Below are 20,385 nucleotides of genomic sequence, written 5' to 3'. Positions count from 1 at the left end.
CTTTATTCCTTATCCGCGCTGTCTCGGCCAGCCATCGCCTGGCGATGAAGGATGCTGTGGAATTCTTCTGAGAAAGTCGCGTAAGTGTGTTCAAGCTTACTTACTTTGTTGCTTAGTCGGTTGTAGGCCATTACCGCAGGGATTGCGGCAAACAGACCCATTGCCGTCGCGATCAACGCTTCTGCGATACCAGGTGCTACCATCGAAAGGGTTGCTTGTTTTACTTCACCCAGTGCGATAAACGCATGCATGATGCCCCAAACGGTACCAAACAGACCAATGTACGGGCTGATTGAACCTACCGTAGCAAGGAAAGGTAAGCTGGTTTCAAGCTCATCAACTTCACGAGCAACAGCAACGCGCATTGCGCGACCCGTGCCTTCCATAATGTAAGCTGGTGAGTTCGCGTTACTCTTACGCAGACGTGCAAATTCTGTAAAACCGGCGTAGAAGATCTCTTCTGTGCCGATGATTTCGTCTTTTCGAGCTTTCACTTTTTGGTAAAGCTGAGAAAGATCCGTACCCGACCAGAATTTGTCTTCAAATGATTCTGCATCTTTTGATGCGTGGGAAAGCACTTTGCTGCGCTTAATGATCATCGCCCATGACGCAATCGACATACCAAGTAATGTCAGCATCACGAGTTTTACCAACAGACTTGCCTGAAGAAAAAGATCTAAAATGGAAATATCAGCAGTCACTATTTGTTAGCTCCGAATTAATAAACGCTGGGATAGCTATTGGTTTCATTTTCTTATTATCGACACATGCTACCTTAACAAAGGTACTGCACAATATCCGCCCTTGATCATTGACCAACTCTTGACAGAATTGTAAAGACGCACGTTTTATTTCTGACACTCGGGTCACGACTGTCAGATGTTCGTCCAGCTTTGCCCCTTGTTTGAAATCGATATCCATGTGTCGGACAACAAAACCGATGTTTTGTTCCAGTAACACTTGTTGAGAGATACCCTTCGCTCGCAACATTTCAGTGCGGGCACGCTCAAAGAATTTCAGATAATTTGAATGATAAACAACGCCACCCGCGTCTGTGTCTTCATAGTACACAGTGATCGGCCAGTTGAATGAATTAGATGTGCCTTGCAAGAGAGTACCAATAGAGTCAATTCTTTAAAGTAGTTACTATAACTTAAGCAATATGAATTGGTACCAAGTGAGCGGAATATTTTTGATTTTTGTAGAAAAAATAAAAGCCAGGCAAAGAGCCTGGCTTTTAATCGATGATGAAATAACCGACTTTATTTCAGCTTATTTCAAGCTAAGTGAAATAAAGTAGAGTTAGATAGAATAAGATAGTCAGTGAGAAGTAAGGGCTGAATAACACCTGCCAGTACCAACTTCTCGGCTTGAAGCCCACACCAAACACCATGCTTGAACATATTGCCCAAATCAATGCTGGAGCGATAAGAGCGTTAAACCCGCCAATCGCTTGGCTGTACGCCTCTGGTTCCCACATCACCAATCCAACATGCATAAAGCCGAGGATGAGAGATAAGACCCTCAGCAGAGTCTTATCTGTTGGTTGATGTAACTTCGCTACCTTATCAGCGAGATCACTCACTGTCTTTGTCCATCATTTCTGAGTGCTCTAACCAAAGAGCGTTGATGATACCGAATGCACAAGCAAGTAGTACACCTAGAATCCATGCGAAATACCACATAGTGATTGCTCCTTAGTAAAGTGAGTTTTTGTTGTCTTCAATGTATTTATCATCCAGGCGGCCGAACATCTTGTAGTAAGTCCAAGATGTGTAACCCAGAATGATTGGCACCATAACGATCGCAACACCCGTCATTAGGTTAAGGGTCAGTTCAGATGAAGTCGCATCCCACATCGTCAAGCTGTGATCAGGCATTAGGTCTGATGGCATGATGAATGGGAACATCGCAAAACCAGCAGTAAAGATAATACCCGCAACACCAAGACTTGAAGTGATGAATGAAGTCGCACACTTTTCAAGGCGTGATGCCAATACAGTAAGCAACGGCATCGCAACACCTAGTACCGGCGCAGCCCATAGCAGTGGGTAGTTTTCAAAGTTCTTCATCCAAGCACCCGCTTCACGAATCACCTCTTTGTTAAGAGGGTTAGACGCTGCATTGGTATCAATACCACCAACAATTACGTAGCCTTCAATATTCTGAACCCAGAAACCAGCAACAACAAACGTTACCACGGTTAGCAGACCAGTAAGTTGAGCAACGTTACGCGCACGTGTATGAACGTCACCCGTTGTCTTCATCTGTAGCCAGCTTGAACCTTGCATCAGGATCATGAATAAGCTCACCAGACCACATAGCAATGCAAATGGGTTTAGCAGACCAAAGAACGAGCCGTGGTACGTTGGCATCAGGAAGTCACTTAACTGGAATGGCACGCCTTGTAGAAGGTTACCAAACGCCACACCAAAAATAATTGGCGGTACAAAGCCACTGATTGAGATACAAATGTCCCAGTTTTTGCGCCATTTTGGATCTTCAATTTTTGAGCGGTAATCCAGACCCAGGGGACGTAACCATAGCGCGGCAAGCGTCAGGATCATCGCCAAGTAGAACCCGGAGAACGACGTTGCGTAAACCAATGGCCACGCTGCAAACAATGCACCACCTGCAGTGATAAGCCATACTTGGTTACCATCCCAGTGAGGGGCAATTGAGTTAATCATGACACGGCGTTGTGTGTCGCTTTTACCGATAACAGGTACAAGCGCGCCTACACCCATATCGAATCCATCTGTTACTGCAAAACCAACTAGTAGAACACCGATCAGTACCCACCAGATGAATCGCAAGATTTCGTAATCAAACATCTTGTTGTCTCCTTGTCTTACGCTTCTACTTGGCGACTAACTTTGTCTTCAACAGAGTCAGCGTTTTGCTCGAAGTGGTAACGGCCAGTTTTCAGGCTGCTAGGGCCTTTACGAGCGAATTTCACCATTAGGTATACTTCTGCAATCAAGAATGCAGTGTAAAGCGCCAGAATCGCGAATAGTGAAGTTAAGATTTCACCCGCTGTCAGTGCTGAAGCAGCGACGTGTACAGGGAGAATCTCACCTACCGCCCATGGTTGACGACCAAACTCCGCAACAAACCAACCCGCTTCGATAGCAATCCATGGAAGTGGAATACTAAATAGCGCAGCTTTAAGCAGCCATTTCTTCTGTGTAATTTTCTGACGACATGTTTGGATGAACGACAAACCAAATACGAATAGCATGATGAAGCCACACGCAACCATGATACGGAATGACCAGAATAGCGGCCACACGGTTGGAATAGAGTCATCGGCTGCCGCTTGAATCTGCTCTTCTGTCGCATCAACAACATTGTCTGTGTAGCGTTTTAGCAGTAGGCCGTAACCAAGGTCACCTTTCACTTCATCAAACGCTGCCATGTTCTCTTCAGATTTATCACCTGCGCGAAGCTTCTCTAGCAGCTCGTACGCGTACATACCTGTGCGGATACGCTCTAAGTGTTGTTCATGCAGATCACGCAAACCCGTCACTTCTGTATCAATAGAGCGAGTTGCGATAATACCCATTACGTACGGGATCTTAATCGCGTAGTCGGTATGCATGTCTTCTTGATTAGGAATACCAAACAGTGTGAACGCCGCAGGTGCTGGCTCTGTGTGCCATTCTGCTTCTACCGCTGCTAGCTTCACTTTTTGGACTTCACCAAGCTCATAGCCTGATTCGTCACCAAGAACGATAGTAGAAAGGATCGCTGCCATACCGAATGAAGCGGCAATAGCAAATGAACGACGAGCAAACGCTACGTCACGACCTTTTAGTAGGTAGTATGAACTGATGCCTAGAACAAACATTGCGCCACAAGTGTAGCCAGAAGCTACCGTGTGAACGAATTTAACCTGAGCAACTGGGTTAAACACAACTTCAGCAAAGCTCACCATTTCCATTCGCATGGTTTCGAAGTTGAATTCCGCGCCAACTGGGTTTTGCATCCAGCCGTTCGCAATAAGAATCCACAGTGCTGAAAAGTTAGAACCTAACGCCACCAGCCAAGTTACCGCTAAGTGCTGACGTTTAGATAGACGATCCCACCCGAAGAAGAATAGACCAACAAAAGTGGACTCCAGGAAGAACGCGACAAGAGCTTCAATCGCTAGTGGTGCGCCGAAGATGTCACCTACATAGTGGGAGTAATACGACCAGTTCGTACCAAACTGGAATTCCATGGTAAGGCCAGTTGCCACACCAAGTGCAAAGTTAATACCAAACAGCTTACCCCAGAACTTAGTCATGTCCTTATAGATTTGCTTGTTCGTCATTACGTACAACGACTCCATAATGGCCAAAAGGAAGGCCATACCAAGGGTCAATGGTACGAATAGGAAGTGATACATCGCAGTCAGTGCAAACTGCAACCGCGATAGATCAACTACGTCAATCATGGTAACTCCTATGTGTCGGCTGAATGACACTCTCTACATATTACAATCCATAATCAGGTGTTATTCACACATGAAATATGTTGAATTGTCACAACTTTTTGTTGCGAAAATGTACTTCGTTGGTTAGTTAATTGTTAAGCATCAGCTAATATAGCTAGGGCTAATATTACTTCTAAAACCACATTGTTTCAAAAGATTTATAGCCAGGATGCGCTTTGATATACATCAATATTTATGCACAGAACCTGGACAGAAATCCATCACCTTGACGCAAATCAAACAACTACTGACGCAAATGTTAAGACTGGGTAATCGGAGGCGAAAATAACGGGTCACAGGCAAACATTAGCGCAACAACTGACGCCTTTCTATTAACTCAAAAGAAATTAAAGAAATTGAAGAAGTGGGATGCAGATCACTTAAAGTGAAAAGGCTGAGCATTTTGCCCAGCCTTTTTAGTTTCTATTTTTCGATACCAAAGTGGAGATACGCCCGATCAGTGGCAATTCTTCCGCGCGGTGTTCGTTGTAAATAACCCTGCTGAATCAGATAAGGCTCCAGGACATCTTCGATGGTGTCTTTCTCTTCACCAATTGCCGCTGCCATGTTATCGAGGCCAACCGGGCCACCGCCGAACTTCTCCATAATCGCGAGAAGAAGCTTGCGGTCCATATAGTCAAACCCCTGCGCATCAACATCAAGCATGTTCAGAGCTTTATCTGCGACATCCGCACAGATGTGGCCATTGCCTTTTACTTCCGCGTAATCTCGCACACGACGCAGCAAGCGGTTTGCAATACGAGGTGTACCACGAGCTCGACGTGCTACTTCTAGTGCGCCTTCAGGGTCCATAGAGAGGCCTAAACAATCTGCACTGCGTTGTACGATGTCCTGCAGATCTTTGGTTTTATAAAATTCAAGACGCTGAGTGATGCCAAAACGGTCTCGTAGCGGCGATGTCAATGAACCAGCGCGTGTCGTCGCACCAATTAACGTAAATGGTGGCAAATCGATTTTGATCGAACGAGCAGCCGGACCTTCACCAATCATGATGTCTAATTGGTAATCTTCCATCGCCGGATAAAGCACCTCTTCAACCATTGGGCTTAAGCGGTGAATCTCATCGATAAACAGAACATCGTTTTCTTCCAAGTTGGTAAGCAACGCTGCCAAATCCCCCGCTTTTTCTAGCACAGGACCTGACGTGGTACGAATATTCACGTCCATTTCGTTAGCGACGATATTGGCGAGCGTAGTTTTACCTAAACCTGGAGGACCAAAAATAAGAAGATGATCTAACGCTTCATTACGCAGCTGCGCCGCTTTAATAAAGATTTCCATCTGGTCTCGCACATGATCCTGACCTTGATAGTCTTCTAACTTTTTCGGTCGGATTGCACGGTCAATCACGTCTTCTTCACGAAACGCTGGATTTTCTGGAGCGATTAAACGATCGGCTTCAATCATCTTGTTACCTTGAAAAATGGTTACCTGAGAGAATGGTTATCTTGGGCAATTGTTACCTTCGGATTAGTGTTACACCATTGATTTGAGCGCTTCACGGATAAGCTGTTCGCTGTTCATATCCGGTTTAGCGATCTGAGCAACAACTTTTGATGCTTGCGTCGGTTTGTATCCCAGAGCAAGCAGAGCGCTAATCGCCTCTTCTTCTGCGTTGTTCGATGAAGCTGACGCAGAATCCGCTGGTGCGGCGTCTGTGAATGGAGTAAACAGGTCGCCTACGCCCCATCCTTTCAGGCGGTCTTTCATTTCAACCACCAGACGTTCAGCGGTTTTCTTACCAACACCCGGCAGTTTAACCAGCGTTGAGACATCTTCATGTTCAACACAAGTCACAAATTGACTTGCTGTCATTCCAGATAAAATACCTAAGCCCAGTTTAGGACCCACACCGTTTGCTTTAATCACTTCGCGGAACAGTGCGCGCTCTTTGACGGTATTAAAACCATAAAGCAGCTGAGCATCTTCGCGAACAACAAAATGAGTATAAACGATGGCTTCTTCGCCGATTTTTGGCAGCTCGTAAAAACAGCTCATTGGCATCTGAACTTCATAGCCAATACCATTAACTTCTATTAAAACTTCAGGTGGTTGCTTTTCAAGCAAGATGCCGCGAAGACGTCCAATCACAATAGATACTCTTTGGAAATGAATTTGCGACAGGATAATAAAGAACTGGATAGACATCCAGTTAATTTTACCGGTAGCGCCCTTTTCGTGCGCTGGTCGCCTTTCCCGCTAAAGCAACAAGCGTTTTGTTAGTATTTGCGTGACAGATTGCAACACCGAGCGCATCGGCTGCGTCAGCTTGCGGTTTGGCCGGTAGTTTTAACATCTGCTGAACCATATGCTGAACTTGCGATTTATCCGCTCCACCGGTTCCGACTACCGCTTGCTTAATCAGACGCGCTGCGTATTCATAGACAGGCAACTCAGAATTCACAGCGGCAACGATTGCACTGCCTCTTGCCTGTCCTAATTTAAGGGCAGAGTCGGCGTTCTTCGCCATAAAAACTTGTTCTATTGCGAATACATCTGGCTGAAATTGAGTGATGATTTCAGTGACACCCGCATAGATTTGTCTGAGTCGCCCAGGTAGTTCTTTTTCAGACATACGGATACAGCCACTGCCAAGATACTGCAAATGGCGACCTTGTTGGCGGATGACACCGTAACCGGTAATACGAGAGCCTGGGTCAATGCCCAAAATAATTGACATGAATATTCCTAGAAATGAGGCCGTATCTGGCCTCAATCTTTTATTATTACTTTTCTGAGAGAGGAGCAGTTATCTCTCCTGACTCAGTGAGTTTACTCTAATGTTGCGGCAACTTCGTCAGAGATATCACCGTTGTGATACACCTCTTGTACATCATCCAGATCTTCTAATGCATCAATCAAGCGAAGTAATTTAGGTGCTGTATCCGCATCCAGTTCCGCTTTAGTAGAAGGAATCAAAGACACTTCTGCGTTCTCAGACTCAAAACCCGCAGCATCTAGTGCATCTTTAACCACACCAAAATCAGACGGTACGGTGTAAACGTCGATTGAACCATCTTCTGAAGTTTCGATATCATCAGCACCGCTTTCTAACGCGACTTCCATGACTTCGTCTTCATCCAGGCCCGAGGCGTAAGAAATAACGCCTTTCTTGTCGAACAGGTAATTGACGCTGCCATCAGTGCCAAGATTACCGCCTGATTTGGAGAACGCGTGACGTACGCCAGAAACGGTACGATTACGATTGTCTGTCATACACTCAACCATGACTGCGGTGCCACCTGGCCCATAACCTTCATAGATGACGGTTTCCATGTTGTCGTCACCTTCGCCACCCGCTCCTCGGGATACAGCGCGGTTGACGGTGTCACGCGTCATATTGTTCGACAATGCTTTATCAATGGCAGCGCGTAAGCGAGGATTATTTTCCGGCTCACCGCCGCCCTCTTTCGCTGCGACAACGATTTCACGAATTAATTTAGTAAAGATCTTACCGCGCTTAGCATCTTGCGCCGCTTTACGGTGACGAATATTCGCCCATTTACTGTGACCTGCCATAATTCACCTTTTAATGTATTTTGACACTTTTTAGCGGACATGAGCTAAAAAGTGTTGCTTGGGAAATTGCTTTGGAAGTTTCTTAGGGTTATTAAAACAAAAACTCCCGCAGTTGCGGGAGTTTTCTTTAATGGATGTGCGCTTATTCTGCGTCTTTTTCTTTCGCTGCCGTCACTGCAATAGCTAGCTCTTCTAGTGCTGCAGGGTTCGCAAGGCTTGGGGCATCTGTTAGAAGACACGCCGCTGCTGTTGTTTTCGGGAATGCGATAACATCACGGATATTCTCTGTACCACATAGCAGCATAACCAGACGGTCAAGGCCAAACGCAAGACCAGCGTGTGGCGGTGTACCGAATTTCAATGCATCTAGCAGGAAGCCGAACTTAAGCTGTTGCTCTTCTGGCGTGATACCCAGAATATCAAATACTGCTTCTTGCATGTCTGCATTGTGAATACGAACAGAACCACCGCCCACTTCGTAGCCGTTTAGAACCATGTCGTATGCGTTAGAGTTCGCAGCCGCTGGGTTCGCTTTTAGCTCTTCCGCAGTCACACCTAGAGGTGACGTGAATGGGTGGTGCATCGCGTGTAGGTTGCCTTCGTCATCTTCTTCGAACATTGGGAAGTCAACAACCCATAGTGGTGCCCATGCAGATTCGTCAGTTAGCTCTAGATCTTTACCTAGCTTCAGACGCAGTGCGCCCATAGCTTCTGCAACGATACCCGCTTTATCAGCGCCAAATAGGATGATGTCGCCAGATTCCGCTTGAGTGCGATCTAGGATGCCGTTGATCACGTCTTCGTTTAGGAACTTAGCCACTGGAGACTGGATACCTTCCACCCCTGCAGCGCGGTCGTTAACCTTCATCCACGCCAGACCTTTCGCGCCGTAGATACCAACGAACTCACCGTAACCATCAATTTGCTTACGAGTCAGAGACGCACCGCCTGGGACACGAATCACTGCTACGCGGCCTTTCTCATCGTTTGCTGGACCAGAGAATACTTTGAACTCAACGTCTTTTACTAGATCAGCAACGTCGACTAGCTCTAGTGGGTTACGTAGGTCAGGTTTGTCAGAGCCGAAACGACGAATAGCTTCAGCAAATGGCATAACCGGGAATTGACCCAGGTCTACGTTTAGTAGCTCTTGCCACATATCGCGAACCATGTTTTCAGTTACTTCACGAACTTGATCGGCCGTCATGAATGACGTTTCGATATCGATCTGAGTGAATTCTGGCTGACGGTCAGCACGCAAGTCTTCATCACGGAAACACTTAACGATCTGGTAGTAACGGTCAAAACCAGACATCATTAGCAGCTGTTTAAATAGCTGTGGAGACTGAGGAAGCGCGTAAAAGCTACCTTTGTGAACACGGCTTGGTACCAGGTAGTCACGCGCACCTTCTGGCGTCGCTTTGGTCAGTACTGGCGTTTCGATGTCCAGGAAGCCGTTGTCATCAAGGAAACGACGAACGAAGCTAGACGCTTTAGCACGTAGCTTGATGCGATCGCTCATTTCAGGACGACGCAGGTCTAGGTAACGGTACTTCAGACGTTGCTCTTCTGAGTTCTTCTGGTTGAAGTCTAGTGGTAGTACGTCAGAGCGGTTGATGATCTCCAAGCCAGTTGCCAGGATTTCAACTTCGCCTGTCGCCATGTCTTTGTTTGCTTGGCTTTCTGGACGAACGCGAACTTCACCCGTCAGTTTGATACAGAATTCATTACGAAGTGTGTTTGCCACTTCATACGCATCTGCCATATCTGGATCTACAACTACCTGAACGATGCCTTCACGATCTCGCATATCAATAAAAATAAGACCGCCTAAATCACGGCGACGGTTAACCCAGCCGCAAAGTTCTACAGTTTGTCCTGCAAGGGACTTGTTCAGGTGACCACAGTAATGGGTACGCATAATGAAATTCCCAATCTCTCAAAGTTTGTTGACTACGCTCTGTCGGCTTCGTTGCCAAGCAGAGTAAAGATTCCGTTATACGCTGAAAGTCCATGAAAATCGACTACTCGGCGTACAATTAAGTGTGTTTTATCATTCATTGGTGCTTTTTAGAACAACAACTGTTCAAAAGCCCACCAAAGCGAAAAAATTGCTGCTGATTATAACGTGAAACTACCTGTTTCAGCAAAACTCTCGTAAAGTGAACGCAGTAATAAATGTAAAGAAGAATGATGGATAACTTACCCCTCCGACTTGGATTAACCATGTGGTCACATAACCTGTGGCAACAAAGCTTTTATGGCAGTGGCACCAAACCTGCTGAGCGTTTGGAAAAATACGCGCAGGTCTTTCACACCGTGGAAGGCAACACTACGTTTTACGCCACGCCGACACTCAACACTGTGCAAAACTGGAAAGCAGCAACGCACGATGAGTTCAAGTTTACCTTCAAGCTGCCAAAAGCCATCACTCACCAGCAAATGCTAAGAGGGTGTGATGAGCAGTTGCGTGACTTTATGAAAGTGATGGAGCCACTGCATGATCGAGTCGGCCAATGGACCATACAGTTGCCAGCCGCGTTTGGCCCCGAACATTTAGATCGTTTAAAAAAGTTTTGCGCCAGTTTTCCGCCAAACTTCCCACTAGGGGTGGAAGTCCGTCATATGGCGTTTTTCTCTAAAGGCAACGAAGAGAGAGCGCTTAACCAATGGTTAATTGAGAATGGTATCGACCGAATCATCATGGACAGCCGACCTGTGTTTGTAGCTAAACCAAATAGTGAAGCAATCATCGATGCGCAGATGAAAAAGCCCAAAGTACCGGTGCACGCTATTGCGACGGCATCTCACCCGATGATTCGTTTTATTGGCCACCCAGAAGAACAGCAGAATTACGAGTTATTCACACCTTGGTTGAAGAAGCTTCCACAGTGGATTGCTGAAGGTAAGCAACCTTATGTGATGATTCACACCGCAGATAATATAATCGCACCTGAACTGGCAACAAACCTGTACAAAATGCTGCAAAAAAGCGTGGCGTTACCTGATTTAGCACCATTCCCAGCTAACGATGGCAACGCCCAGTTGCAGATGTTCTGACCCAATCTAAAGCAATACATGACAGAGGCGCGAATTTCTCATAAAATACGCGCCTTTTTTGATGCCTGACGTTTTTGAAGACGAATGGGGTTTTGAAAACCAATCGCGCCGTCAGCTTGTATACAGAGATAATGTTATGACCCCTAAGAGCAATCCAGATACTATTTTTTCGGCTCCAATCGATAAAATTGGGGATTTCACGTTTGATGAACGCGTAGCGGAAGTGTTTCCAGATATGATCCAGCGTTCCGTTCCTGGGTACAGCAACATCATTTCTGCTATTGGCATGCTGGCAGAACGCTTTGTTAAGCCTCATTCTAATATTTACGATCTTGGCTGCTCTTTAGGCGCGGCGACACTTTCTATGCGACGTCATATCAAACAGGAAGGCTGTCAAATCATTGCCGTTGATAACTCACCCGCCATGGTAGAGCGCTGTAAGTTGCACGTGAATGCTTACCGCAGCGACACGCCTGTCGATGTTGTGGAAGCGGATATTCGTGATATCGAAATTGATAACGCATCGGTTGTGGTCCTGAATTTCACTCTGCAGTTTCTGTCGCCAGAAGATCGCTATACCTTGTTAGAGAAGATTTACGCTGGTCTGCGTCCGGGCGGCATTCTGATTCTGTCCGAGAAATTCGTATTTGAAGATGAAACTTCGAACGAGCTATTGATTGACCTTCACCACGATTTTAAACGCGCAAATGGCTACAGTGAGCTGGAAATCAGTCAAAAACGCAGTGCGATTGAAAATGTGATGCGCCCAGACTCTAAGAAAGACCACAAAGAGCGCTTCGCAAAGATTGGCTTCTCGAGCTACGACGTTTGGTTCCAGTGCTTTAACTTTGGATCTATGTTCGCAATCAAATAGGACTTGTGAACCAATAGTTTTACGATTAAGCATCCATTAGTGCTCAGACAAATTTTACTTTTTCACCATCAACTCAGCGATCAACTAACTATGTTTAACTTTGCAAACTTCTATCAACTAATTGCCCAGGACACACGTCTTCAACCGTGGCTAAACGTGTTACCACAACAGCTTACGGACTGGCAAAATGCAGAGCACGGGGATTTTAGTCGCTGGTTGAAAGCACTGAATAAAATCCCAGAAGGGTCACCGAACCAGGTTGACATCAAAAACTCGGTCACCATCAGTAATGACACGCCTTTCCATGAGGGTGAACTGAAAAAGTTAGAGAACTTGCTGCGTACCTTCCACCCTTGGCGCAAAGGTCCGTACACTGTGCACGGTATTCATATTGATACCGAATGGCGCAGTGACTGGAAATGGGATCGCGTACTTCCGCATATCTCACCATTAAAAAACCGCAGCGTGCTTGATGTCGGCTGTGGTAATGGCTACCACATGTGGCGCATGCTAGGTGAAGGCGCACGTTTGTGTGTCGGTATTGACCCATCGCACCTGTTCCTGATTCAGTTCGAAGCGATTCGTAAGCTGATGGGTGGTGACCAACGAGCACACCTGTTGCCATTGGGGATTGAACAGCTACCAAAACTAGAAGCGTTCGACACGGTATTTAGCATGGGCGTGTTATATCACCGCCGCTCTCCACTGGATCATCTGATTCAACTTAAAGACCAGCTGGTTTCGGGTGGTGAGCTTGTGTTAGAAACTTTGGTGATTGAAGGCGACGAGAATGCAGTACTTGTGCCGACGTCTCGCTACGCTCAGATGCGTAATGTGTATTTCTTCCCATCAGCGAAAGCGCTGAAAGTTTGGTTAGAGTTGGTTGGCTTTGAAAATGTCCGTATCGTCGATGAGAATGTCACTACAGTCGGTGAGCAACGCTCAACAGAATGGATGACTCACAATTCACTACCAGATTACTTAGATCCAAACGATCCAAGCAAAACAGTGGAAGGCTACCCTGCGCCTCGCCGTGCTGTGCTCGTAGCGGATAAACCATAATTAACTCAGATTTCTGACATTGCCCTAACTTACTGCTTCTATTAAGACATTACCCTCTCACCAGTTCTCTTCAAGGGTGTGGTTCACACCCTTGATTTTAAGCTTTTCGTCACTATTCCTCACTCTATAAGAGTCAGACAAAGATTCTTACTTGTGAGGGTTTATCGATATAAGCTAAACTCTTAAAAATCAAACAACTTAATCCATCCCAAGGTTTTCAATGTTATTACGATTGACTCCGGTTGTTGCCATCGTCTTGCTATCTGGATGCTCACTTACCAAAGGCGAACAGTACCACCAAGAAACGTTAGCCGCTATCCAGTCCTCAGAAACCAATGTCAATAATCGTATTGTTATTCTGGAGCAGCAGCTCAGTAATCAATCAAACCATATCGACAATCTAGAAGGCCAGATAACGACGCTAAAAAGTGAGCTGAATACATTTCGAGATGAAGTCATGACCGAAGTGAAAAAGCCAAAAGCTCCCGCCATTGTTCAGGCTCCTGCCCCGGTAGAACCGACGCCAACGCATAACATTACGCTTGGTTCAATTGAGAAAGTGACCATAGATTCCATCAAGCAGACTTTCGATGCGCGTATTGATACTGGAGCTGCCACTTCGTCGTTAAATGCTATCGATATTAAAGAATTTGAGAGAAACGGGAAAAACTGGGTTCGCTTTCATCTGGCCGACAATACGAAGTCAGAAGAAGAAAAGAATATTTGGATAGAAGCTCCTGTCCTACGCTATGTAAAGATACGCCAATCCACAACGGATGATCTTGATCGCAGAGCCGTTGTGGAACTGTGGGTCAAAGTTGGGAAAATCCATGAAAAAGCGCAATTTACGTTGGCAGATCGCTCCCACATGAACCATCCTATTTTACTGGGTAGAGAATTTATTCGCGACATCGCGTTGGTTGATGTTAGCCGCACATATATTCAAACAGAAGAAAACTAAGAATAATAAGGTAGATTATGACGTCAAAAATACCGTTTTACGTATCCGTCATTTTATTGATGGTTGCGGGCATCGCTTTAAGTGTGTTTAGACACCAAACTTATGGCGTGCCATGGACTCCGGGTGAAACACGTCAGGTATGGGATGTAGAAGCTCGGATCGAATTCAATGCTAACGGTAACGAAGTTAAAGCTTCACTTGCCGCCCCTCATACTCAAAGCGGCTACACACTTATCGGCGAATCCGCTTCTTCTTCTGGTTATGGCGTCTCTTACATCAACTCAGATTCTGGCCGTCGTGCAGAATGGTCAATCCGCCAAGCCAGAGGTCCTCAGACCATCTACTACAAAGCACAATTTCTGGTGGATCCACAGGCTCAGGTTACTCCTCTCCCACCAGCAGATGAGATTACCCCTCCTACCCTTTCGGCTCCACAACAAGCTGCAGCAAATGCACTGATTGAACGCGCAATGAGTCGCTCAGCAGACAACGTGACATTTGCACGTGAACTGATTAAAACGTTGAACGATCCTGACAGTCAAAACTCAGCGCTGCTATTGAACGACTTTGATCGCACCGATGCATTACACAAAATCCTGCTTTCAGCGGGCGTAGAAAGTAAAGTCGTAGGAGTTATCGAGCTGGAAGATGGACGCCGACGCCAAACGATTCAACCAATGGTACAAGTGTGGTCAGGTGATGACTGGGTTCTGTTCTCTCCAAACTCAGTACAAAAGGCCGTACAACCTAACCTGTTGGTTTGGGATGAATCCAATGTCTCTTTGCTTGACTTAGTTGGCGGTAATAACAGCCAGGTTCATTTCTCTATGATCAAGCAGGACATGACCCCTCAACAGGCAACTAACAACAAAGTTGAAGCTGACGGCCTGATGAACATCTCTATCCATAGCTTGCCTCTTGAAGAACAGGCGATGTTCAAAACCATCATGCTGATCCCAATCGGCGCACTGATTGTGGTATTCCTGCGAGTGATCATTGGCCTTAAAACATCAGGTACCTTCATGCCGGTTCTGATTGCGGTGGCCTTTGTTCAAACCCAACTGATTACTGGTATTGTCGGCTTCTTGCTGATCGTCGGTACTGGTTTGATTATACGTAGCTATCTGTCGCGGCTTAACTTACTTCTGGTTGCGCGAATATCGGCGGTTATTATTACGGTAATCATGATCATCTCAGTATTTACTGTCGTCGCATTTAAGATCGGCCTGACAGAAGGCCTGACGATTACCTTCTTCCCGATGATCATCTTGTCATGGACCATTGAACGTATGTCGATTCTTTGGGAAGAAGAAGGCGCGAAAGAAGTGGCACTGCAAGGTGGTGGCTCGTTACTGACCGCAGTACTGGTTTACCTGGCAATGACCAACTCATACATCCAACACCTGACTTTTAACTTTATTGGTCTTCAGTTAATCGTACTGGCTGGCATTCTGCTGCTTGGTACATACACAGGTTACCGTCTAACAGAGCTACGTCGCTTCAAACCATTAGCGGAGGATTAAACGATGCTTGAACGTTTTACTTCGCCAGCAAAACTTCGCCATAAAGGTATTATGGGGATGAATAAGCGTAACCACAGCTATATTGGCCGCTATAATGATCGTTCCAAATACCCATTGGTGGATGACAAGCTGAAAACCAAAATCATCGCTCAGGCAGCGGGGGCTACCGTCCCTGCTCTTATCGGCGTTATTCACAACCAGGCTGAAGTAAAAACCATCCACAACATGGTTAAAGAGTGGCCTGGCTTTGTGATCAAACCGGCGCAGGGAAGTGGTGGTAAAGGTATTCTGGTTATTACCTCCCATAAGGATGGGGTTTACACCAAGCCTTCAGGTGCAACCATCGGTAAAGAAGAAGTCGAGCGTCATATTAGTAACGCGCTTGCCGGACTGTTTTCCCTTGGTGGTAAGAACGATGTTGCCGTGGTAGAGAACCTGATTAAATTTGATGACTGCTTCGATGGCTTCAGTTATGAAGGCGTGCCGGATGTTCGTATCATCGTATTTAAAGGCTACCCGGTAATGGCTATGATGCGTTGCTCGACAGCCGCTTCTGATGGTAAAGCGAACCTTCACCAGGGCGCAGTCGGTGTAGGGATTGATATCGCGACAGGTAAAGCCATCAGAGCCGTGCAATTTGACCAGCCAGTCACCCACCACCCGGATACAGGAAAAGACTTATCAACGCTGCAGGTGCCGCATTGGGAGCGCTTACTTGAACTTGCGTCCAGTGCTTGGGAAATGACAGGGTTAGGCTACATGGGTACAGACATGGTACTGGACAAAGAAGAAGGACCCATGGTTTTAGAGCTCAACGCTCGTCCGGGCCTGGCTATCCAAATCGCGAATGGCATGGGGTTGCTGCCTCGCTTGAAACATATTGAAAGTCTTGGCACTCCGGCTGAATATCCAAAACCGAAAGAGCGTGTCGCCTACGCGGCAGAGCAGTTCGGCGTTAAACCAAAATTCTGATACGATTTTTGCTCACTGAACCTCAACCCTGTGGTTCAGTGAGTGAAGCTAGCATAAATTCCCCCAATTGCTAGGTGACATTTCATATTTGAGTGATATGCCTCGTTTTCAATTTAAAGCGAGAAAATGCTTGTCTCAATCAATGACCTATCTAACAAATTCAACAGAGAACGTTTTTTTAATACTCAACATATTGAGTATTATTAAGACTCCCCTTACTCAACTTATGAGGTTGAGACATGTTAACAAAAGAGATAAATAATAAAGAACCATCGCTTGTTGACCAGGAGACGCTCGATCAGCACTTACAACGCTTATCAGAGATCTCTATCCAAGCACTTGAAGAGCTTGCTGAAATGATCGATGTTAAAAATGACGTTTCAGATGAGTAGCACTTAGCCTTTCTGTTGCCAAGTGCTCAAAAAGCCGAGACTGTCGTCCTACAGCCTCGGCTTTTTTATATGCTCAGTGAGCAACTGGTCACTAACCCGCTTTGGTTACGGCCGATTCAGCCCCTGTAATAGTCGAGTACTGTGACTTAATCTTATCTGCGACTTTCTCCGCAATCATAATCGTGGGCGCATTGGTATTCCCACCGATAAGCGTTGGCATTATCGAAGCGTCAACCACTCTGAGCCCTTCTAAGCCGTGCACAACTAAATCCTTGTCCACCACCGCTTGTGGGTCATCTGCAGCTCCCATTTTACAGGTACCGACCGGATGATATTGGGTATCCGCCCGGTTACGGATATCCTGCTCGATCGCACGATCATCGTGAGCATCAACCGGATAAAAGTTCTCACCTCGAACCTCATCAAATGCCTCGCTTTCCATCATCTGATGTTGCTTCTTCCAGGCTTTGATCATGATGTCTATATCGTCCGGGTGGCTAAAAAATGCAGGATCAATCAGCGGTGCGTCATAGGGATCGGCACTTTGGAGTTTGACGGTACCACTACTTTTTGGTCTGAGTAGCGTGACGTGCGAGCTGTAGCCATGGCTGATATGAAGCTTACGGGCATGGGCATCAACCACCGCCACCACAAACACGAATTCCAAGTCAGGTACATCGAGGCTGTCATTGGAGCGAAGAAAGCCTATTCCCTCGGCAAAATTGCTACTCATTTTGCCCCGCCGCTGACTCATCCACTGAGGTAACGCCTTAGTCATTTCGGAGACCATTCGCAACGAAACGCCAAAAGACTCTTTCTTGTCCAGACACTTGTAGCTGTGAACCAGATCAATGTGATCTTGTAAGTTTTCGCCAACACCTGGTAACTCATGAACTTGCACGATACCGTGCTTATCGAGATCGGCTTTCGCTCCGACACCAGACAAAAGCAAGATTTGCGGAGAACCAAATGCCCCGGCGGAAAGAATCACTTCCCGATGACTTTTGATCTGGAAACGCTTTCCTTTTAGCCCGTATTCGACACCAATCGCACGTTTACCTTCAAATAGAACCTTGTGCGTGGTGGCTTTAGTGAGCAGCGTCAGATTCGGTCGGCTCAAATGTGGCGTCAAATACGCTTTTGCTGCGCTGCAACGCTCACCATCGCGCTGAGTCACTTGGGTGTAAGTCGCACCAAACTGCTGTGCGCCATTAATATCCGCACTGCGGGGAACACCAATGGATTCACATGCTGATAAATATCGCTCAACAAGCTTACTCGGCGAGCGTAAGTCCGTCACATTCAACGGTCCGCCCTGACCATGATATTCGTTGTAGTGAACCTCGTTATTTTCCGCTTTTTTAAAATATGGCAGACACTCGTCGTAGCTCCACCCAGTGTTGCCAAGACTAGCCCATAAATCATAATCATAACGATGGCCCCTCGAATACATCATGGCATTGATCGAGCTCGAACCACCCAGAGCTTTTCCTCTTGGCTGGTAACCTTTGCGGCCATTTAATCCGGGCTGGGGTACCGTTTCGAAGCCCCAGTTGTATAATTTGGTCGGCATCATGGCAACCGTGCCGACGGGTGTATGAATAAATGCGCTGTTGTCCTTACCACCAGCCTCAATGAGACAAACCGTCACGTTAGGATCTTCAGATAAACGCGATGCTAAAACACAACCTGCAGAGCCACCGCCAACGATGATGTAATCGTAACTTTCCATTATTGACCTCCCCAAGGCAGCAGATTAACCCTGCTGTTCTGCCATAGACACCGAGCAACATCACGGTCTGAAGACACACACGACGCGTGAATGCGTAATCCTTTCGCTGATTTCGTCATATTTCATCCTTTGAATATATTTGGTCATTCCAATCGGAATAAGAAACGCGCGGCAACACAGCGCTAAGCTAGTGATCACAAGGGGAAGACATCATTCGGCGTAAAGAACCTGTCTTCCCAACCACCTAAGAGGTGCTGTATCAGCTATTTTTTATTATTTAATTGAGAGTCGGGTTTGCCGACAAAAAAACGTAGAATCAGCTTTTGCACCCAGCTCCCGTACGGAGGCGAGAAAAGCTGAATAGGGAACCAGTCTCGCATTTGCAAGACCGAACGCGCATGGCTCAACTCTCTGAACCCTTCCTCACCGTGGTAATTACCTATCCCGGAATTACCTACCCCACCAAACGGTACCGAGTGATTGAGAACATGCCACCCCCAGTCATTAATGGTGACACCACCACTGTGAGTATTAGTAAGCACGGACTCACGCTGTGTCTCGTTATTAGTAAACAGATAGCAGGCGAGAGGACGTGGCCTGTCAGTTATGTATTGAATCACCTCATCAATGGAGCGAAAGGTGTGCACCGGAAGTAAAGGGCCAAAGATCTCTTCCTGACAGATACGCATGTCCGGTGTCAGATTAGTAGCGATATAGAGCGGAGTTTTACGCCCTTCGCCATAATCCAGGCATTGAAGAATCTCAGCGCCTTTCTCTTCGGCATCGTCGAGTAATGCATGGAATCGTCGGTGTTGTGCTTCATCAACCAACGAGGTGTAGTCCCGATTCGCTTTAATCTCACCATACATGGCTTGATGGGCTGCTTTGAGTGCGTCGATAAACTCTTGTTGTTTGCCTTCCGGGACAAACGCATAATCCGGCGCAATGCATATCTGACCGGAGTTCATACCTTTACCGTGGGCAAGACGTGCAGCCGCCTTTTTCACGTCGTAATCTTCAAATACAATCGCTGGTGATTTGCCGCCCAATTCGAGCGTCACAGGCGTTAAGTTAGCCGCGGCGTTTGCCATGATGTTTTTGCCACTGGCTGGCGAGCCGGTAAAAATCAGGTGATCAAATGGCAGGTGCGAAATTTCCATCGCTTCAGGATGATTGCCATCAACGACACGGACCAAATCCTCTGGATAAATCTCAGCTAACATTCGACGCAACTGTTTTGTTGTCGCTGGGCAATTAGGCGGCATTTTGATCATGCAGCGATTCCCCGCCGCTAAAGAGGTGATCATTGGCCCAATAGAGAGGTAGATTGGGAAGTTCCAGGGACAAATAATGCCCACGACACCTTTTGGCTGGTATCTGACTTCCAGCTTATTGCCTTTAAATAACCATTCTGTTGGTCGTCTGCTGGGCTTCATCCAGCTTTTCAGGTGTCGAACAACATGGTTAATATCCAGAATTGGAGCAAGTACATCAGCCATTACCGATTCCGTATGACTGCGTCCGCCGAAGTCCTCATTCATCGCTTCAGCTAAAATATCCTGATAGCGAGAAAGTTGTTTTTTCAGTGCCAGTAAACGCTGCTTTCGGACGGCCAGCGTTGCTAAAGGCTCAGCTTGATAAGCTGACTTCAGTTGCGTAAACCAAGTGGCCAATTCACTAGAGTTCAATGCTTCACCCGCTGGCGTATTTTGGCCCCGGTGACTCGCATCATCTTGCTTTGCCAGCATATTCATATTTCTCTCCTATCCTACAATTTATTGCATTACAACAT

Annotated in this window: 20 protein-coding genes; 7 read left to right on the top strand and 13 right to left on the bottom strand. The window is 46.5% G+C overall.

Annotated features, from left to right (window positions below; genetic code table 11):
• Positions 1 to 2: 2 nt before the first annotated feature.
• The 11 genes from tolQ to aspS form a co-directional block, all read right to left on the bottom strand.
• Complete coding sequence (tolQ, locus tag RXX31_RS05110; RefSeq protein ID WP_014231360.1) at positions 3 to 701, bottom strand: protein TolQ; 699 nt, start codon at positions 699 to 701, stop codon at positions 3 to 5.
• Entirely contained in the window at positions 691 to 1,110 is a 420-nt protein-coding gene (gene ybgC / locus RXX31_RS05105) for a tol-pal system-associated acyl-CoA thioesterase (RefSeq protein ID WP_317588020.1), read from the bottom strand. The genes tolQ and ybgC overlap by 11 nt, the downstream gene beginning before the upstream one ends.
• Before the next feature lie 172 nt (positions 1,111 to 1,282).
• Positions 1,283 to 1,585, bottom strand: a complete 303-nt coding sequence (gene ybgE, locus RXX31_RS05100; protein WP_317588019.1) for a cyd operon protein YbgE — start codon at positions 1,583 to 1,585, stop codon at positions 1,283 to 1,285.
• Positions 1,578 to 1,685 (bottom strand): cytochrome bd-I oxidase subunit CydX, encoded by a 108-nt coding sequence (gene cydX, locus RXX31_RS05095; RefSeq protein ID WP_000270284.1) that lies wholly within the window; start codon positions 1,683 to 1,685, stop codon positions 1,578 to 1,580. The genes ybgE and cydX overlap by 8 nt, the downstream gene beginning before the upstream one ends.
• 12 nt (positions 1,686 to 1,697) lie before the next feature.
• Positions 1,698 to 2,834, bottom strand: coding sequence for a cytochrome d ubiquinol oxidase subunit II (gene cydB, locus RXX31_RS05090; RefSeq protein WP_317588018.1), 1,137 nt, complete (start codon positions 2,832 to 2,834; stop codon positions 1,698 to 1,700).
• 17 nt (positions 2,835 to 2,851) lie between these two features.
• Entirely contained in the window at positions 2,852 to 4,438 is a 1,587-nt protein-coding gene (gene cydA / locus RXX31_RS05085) for a cytochrome ubiquinol oxidase subunit I (protein ID WP_317588017.1), read from the bottom strand.
• Positions 4,439 to 4,900: 462 nt separating this feature from the next.
• A complete protein-coding gene (ruvB, locus tag RXX31_RS05080) occupies positions 4,901 to 5,905 on the bottom strand; it encodes a Holliday junction branch migration DNA helicase RuvB (RefSeq protein WP_317588016.1) in 1,005 nt (334 codons plus the stop codon).
• Between the two features lie 69 nt (positions 5,906 to 5,974).
• Positions 5,975 to 6,589, bottom strand: a complete 615-nt coding sequence (ruvA, locus tag RXX31_RS05075; RefSeq protein WP_317588015.1) for a Holliday junction branch migration protein RuvA — start codon at positions 6,587 to 6,589, stop codon at positions 5,975 to 5,977.
• Positions 6,590 to 6,656: 67 nt separating this feature from the next.
• Positions 6,657 to 7,178: a crossover junction endodeoxyribonuclease RuvC gene (gene ruvC, locus RXX31_RS05070; RefSeq protein ID WP_317588014.1), complete on the bottom strand. Its 522-nt coding sequence runs from the start codon at positions 7,176 to 7,178 to the stop codon at positions 6,657 to 6,659.
• Between the two features lie 92 nt (positions 7,179 to 7,270).
• Entirely contained in the window at positions 7,271 to 8,017 is a 747-nt protein-coding gene (locus RXX31_RS05065; RefSeq protein ID WP_317588013.1) for a YebC/PmpR family DNA-binding transcriptional regulator, read from the bottom strand.
• A gap of 142 nt (positions 8,018 to 8,159) precedes the next feature.
• Positions 8,160 to 9,938, bottom strand: coding sequence for an aspartate--tRNA ligase (gene aspS / locus RXX31_RS05060; RefSeq protein ID WP_317588012.1), 1,779 nt, complete (start codon positions 9,936 to 9,938; stop codon positions 8,160 to 8,162).
• Between the two features lie 305 nt (positions 9,939 to 10,243).
• Here aspS and RXX31_RS05055 point away from each other — a divergent pair, with 305 nt between their 5' ends.
• The 7 genes from RXX31_RS05055 to RXX31_RS05025 all read left to right on the top strand — a co-directional run bounded on the left by RXX31_RS05055 (position 10,244) and on the right by RXX31_RS05025 (position 16,861).
• Positions 10,244 to 11,077 (top strand): DUF72 domain-containing protein, encoded by an 834-nt coding sequence (locus RXX31_RS05055; RefSeq protein WP_317588011.1) that lies wholly within the window; start codon positions 10,244 to 10,246, stop codon positions 11,075 to 11,077.
• Positions 11,078 to 11,213: 136 nt separating this feature from the next.
• Entirely contained in the window at positions 11,214 to 11,951 is a 738-nt protein-coding gene (cmoA, locus tag RXX31_RS05050; RefSeq protein WP_317588592.1) for a carboxy-S-adenosyl-L-methionine synthase CmoA, read from the top strand.
• A 90-nt stretch (positions 11,952 to 12,041) separates the two neighbouring features.
• Entirely contained in the window at positions 12,042 to 13,013 is a 972-nt protein-coding gene (cmoB, locus tag RXX31_RS05045; RefSeq protein WP_317588010.1) for a tRNA 5-methoxyuridine(34)/uridine 5-oxyacetic acid(34) synthase CmoB, read from the top strand.
• A 220-nt stretch (positions 13,014 to 13,233) separates the two neighbouring features.
• A complete protein-coding gene (locus tag RXX31_RS05040) occupies positions 13,234 to 13,974 on the top strand; it encodes an ATP-dependent zinc protease (protein ID WP_317588009.1) in 741 nt (246 codons plus the stop codon).
• A gap of 17 nt (positions 13,975 to 13,991) precedes the next feature.
• Positions 13,992 to 15,497, top strand: a complete 1,506-nt coding sequence (locus RXX31_RS05035) for an inactive transglutaminase family protein (RefSeq protein ID WP_317588008.1) — start codon at positions 13,992 to 13,994, stop codon at positions 15,495 to 15,497.
• 3 nt (positions 15,498 to 15,500) lie between these two features.
• A complete protein-coding gene (locus RXX31_RS05030; protein WP_317588007.1) occupies positions 15,501 to 16,469 on the top strand; it encodes an alpha-L-glutamate ligase-like protein in 969 nt (322 codons plus the stop codon).
• A gap of 239 nt (positions 16,470 to 16,708) precedes the next feature.
• Positions 16,709 to 16,861, top strand: a complete 153-nt coding sequence (locus RXX31_RS05025) for a hypothetical protein (protein ID WP_317588006.1) — start codon at positions 16,709 to 16,711, stop codon at positions 16,859 to 16,861.
• A 91-nt stretch (positions 16,862 to 16,952) separates the two neighbouring features.
• Here RXX31_RS05025 and RXX31_RS05020 read toward each other — a convergent pair whose 3' ends face one another.
• Positions 16,953 to 18,593 (bottom strand): choline dehydrogenase, encoded by a 1,641-nt coding sequence (locus tag RXX31_RS05020; RefSeq protein WP_317588005.1) that lies wholly within the window; start codon positions 18,591 to 18,593, stop codon positions 16,953 to 16,955.
• Between the two features lie 263 nt (positions 18,594 to 18,856).
• Positions 18,857 to 20,347 carry a coniferyl aldehyde dehydrogenase gene (locus tag RXX31_RS05015; protein WP_317588004.1) on the bottom strand — a complete coding sequence of 497 codons (1,491 nt, stop codon included), beginning with the start codon at positions 20,345 to 20,347 and terminating at the stop codon, positions 18,857 to 18,859.
• Positions 20,348 to 20,385: the final 38 nt, after the last annotated feature.

The organism is Vibrio sp. EA2 (assembly GCF_033042495.1).
Taxonomy (GTDB): domain Bacteria; phylum Pseudomonadota; class Gammaproteobacteria; order Enterobacterales; family Vibrionaceae; genus Vibrio.
The sequence above is the reverse complement of the archived record's forward strand: the minus strand, read 5'-3'. Positions and strand labels throughout refer to the sequence as shown.

Coding starts and splice junctions, on each gene's coding strand:
- cydX (WP_000270284.1), bottom strand. CDS start 1,685: ATGTGGTATTTCGCATGGATTCTAGGTGTACTACTTGCTTGTGCATTC.
- cydB (WP_317588018.1), bottom strand. CDS start 2,834: ATGTTTGATTACGAAATCTTGCGATTCATCTGGTGGGTACTGATCGGT.
- cydA (WP_317588017.1), bottom strand. CDS start 4,438: ATGATTGACGTAGTTGATCTATCGCGGTTGCAGTTTGCACTGACTGCG.
- ruvB (WP_317588016.1), bottom strand. CDS start 5,905: ATGATTGAAGCCGATCGTTTAATCGCTCCAGAAAATCCAGCGTTTCGT.
- ruvC (WP_317588014.1), bottom strand. CDS start 7,178: ATGTCAATTATTTTGGGCATTGACCCAGGCTCTCGTATTACCGGTTAC.
- RXX31_RS05065 (WP_317588013.1), bottom strand. CDS start 8,017: ATGGCAGGTCACAGTAAATGGGCGAATATTCGTCACCGTAAAGCGGCG.
- aspS (WP_317588012.1), bottom strand. CDS start 9,938: ATGCGTACCCATTACTGTGGTCACCTGAACAAGTCCCTTGCAGGACAA.
- RXX31_RS05055 (WP_317588011.1), top strand. CDS start 10,244: ATGTGGTCACATAACCTGTGGCAACAAAGCTTTTATGGCAGTGGCACC.
- cmoA (WP_317588592.1), top strand. CDS start 11,214: ATGACCCCTAAGAGCAATCCAGATACTATTTTTTCGGCTCCAATCGAT.
- cmoB (WP_317588010.1), top strand. CDS start 12,042: ATGTTTAACTTTGCAAACTTCTATCAACTAATTGCCCAGGACACACGT.
- RXX31_RS05040 (WP_317588009.1), top strand. CDS start 13,234: ATGTTATTACGATTGACTCCGGTTGTTGCCATCGTCTTGCTATCTGGA.
- RXX31_RS05035 (WP_317588008.1), top strand. CDS start 13,992: ATGACGTCAAAAATACCGTTTTACGTATCCGTCATTTTATTGATGGTT.
- RXX31_RS05030 (WP_317588007.1), top strand. CDS start 15,501: ATGCTTGAACGTTTTACTTCGCCAGCAAAACTTCGCCATAAAGGTATT.
- RXX31_RS05025 (WP_317588006.1), top strand. CDS start 16,709: ATGTTAACAAAAGAGATAAATAATAAAGAACCATCGCTTGTTGACCAG.
- RXX31_RS05020 (WP_317588005.1), bottom strand. CDS start 18,593: ATGGAAAGTTACGATTACATCATCGTTGGCGGTGGCTCTGCAGGTTGT.
- RXX31_RS05015 (WP_317588004.1), bottom strand. CDS start 20,347: ATGAATATGCTGGCAAAGCAAGATGATGCGAGTCACCGGGGCCAAAAT.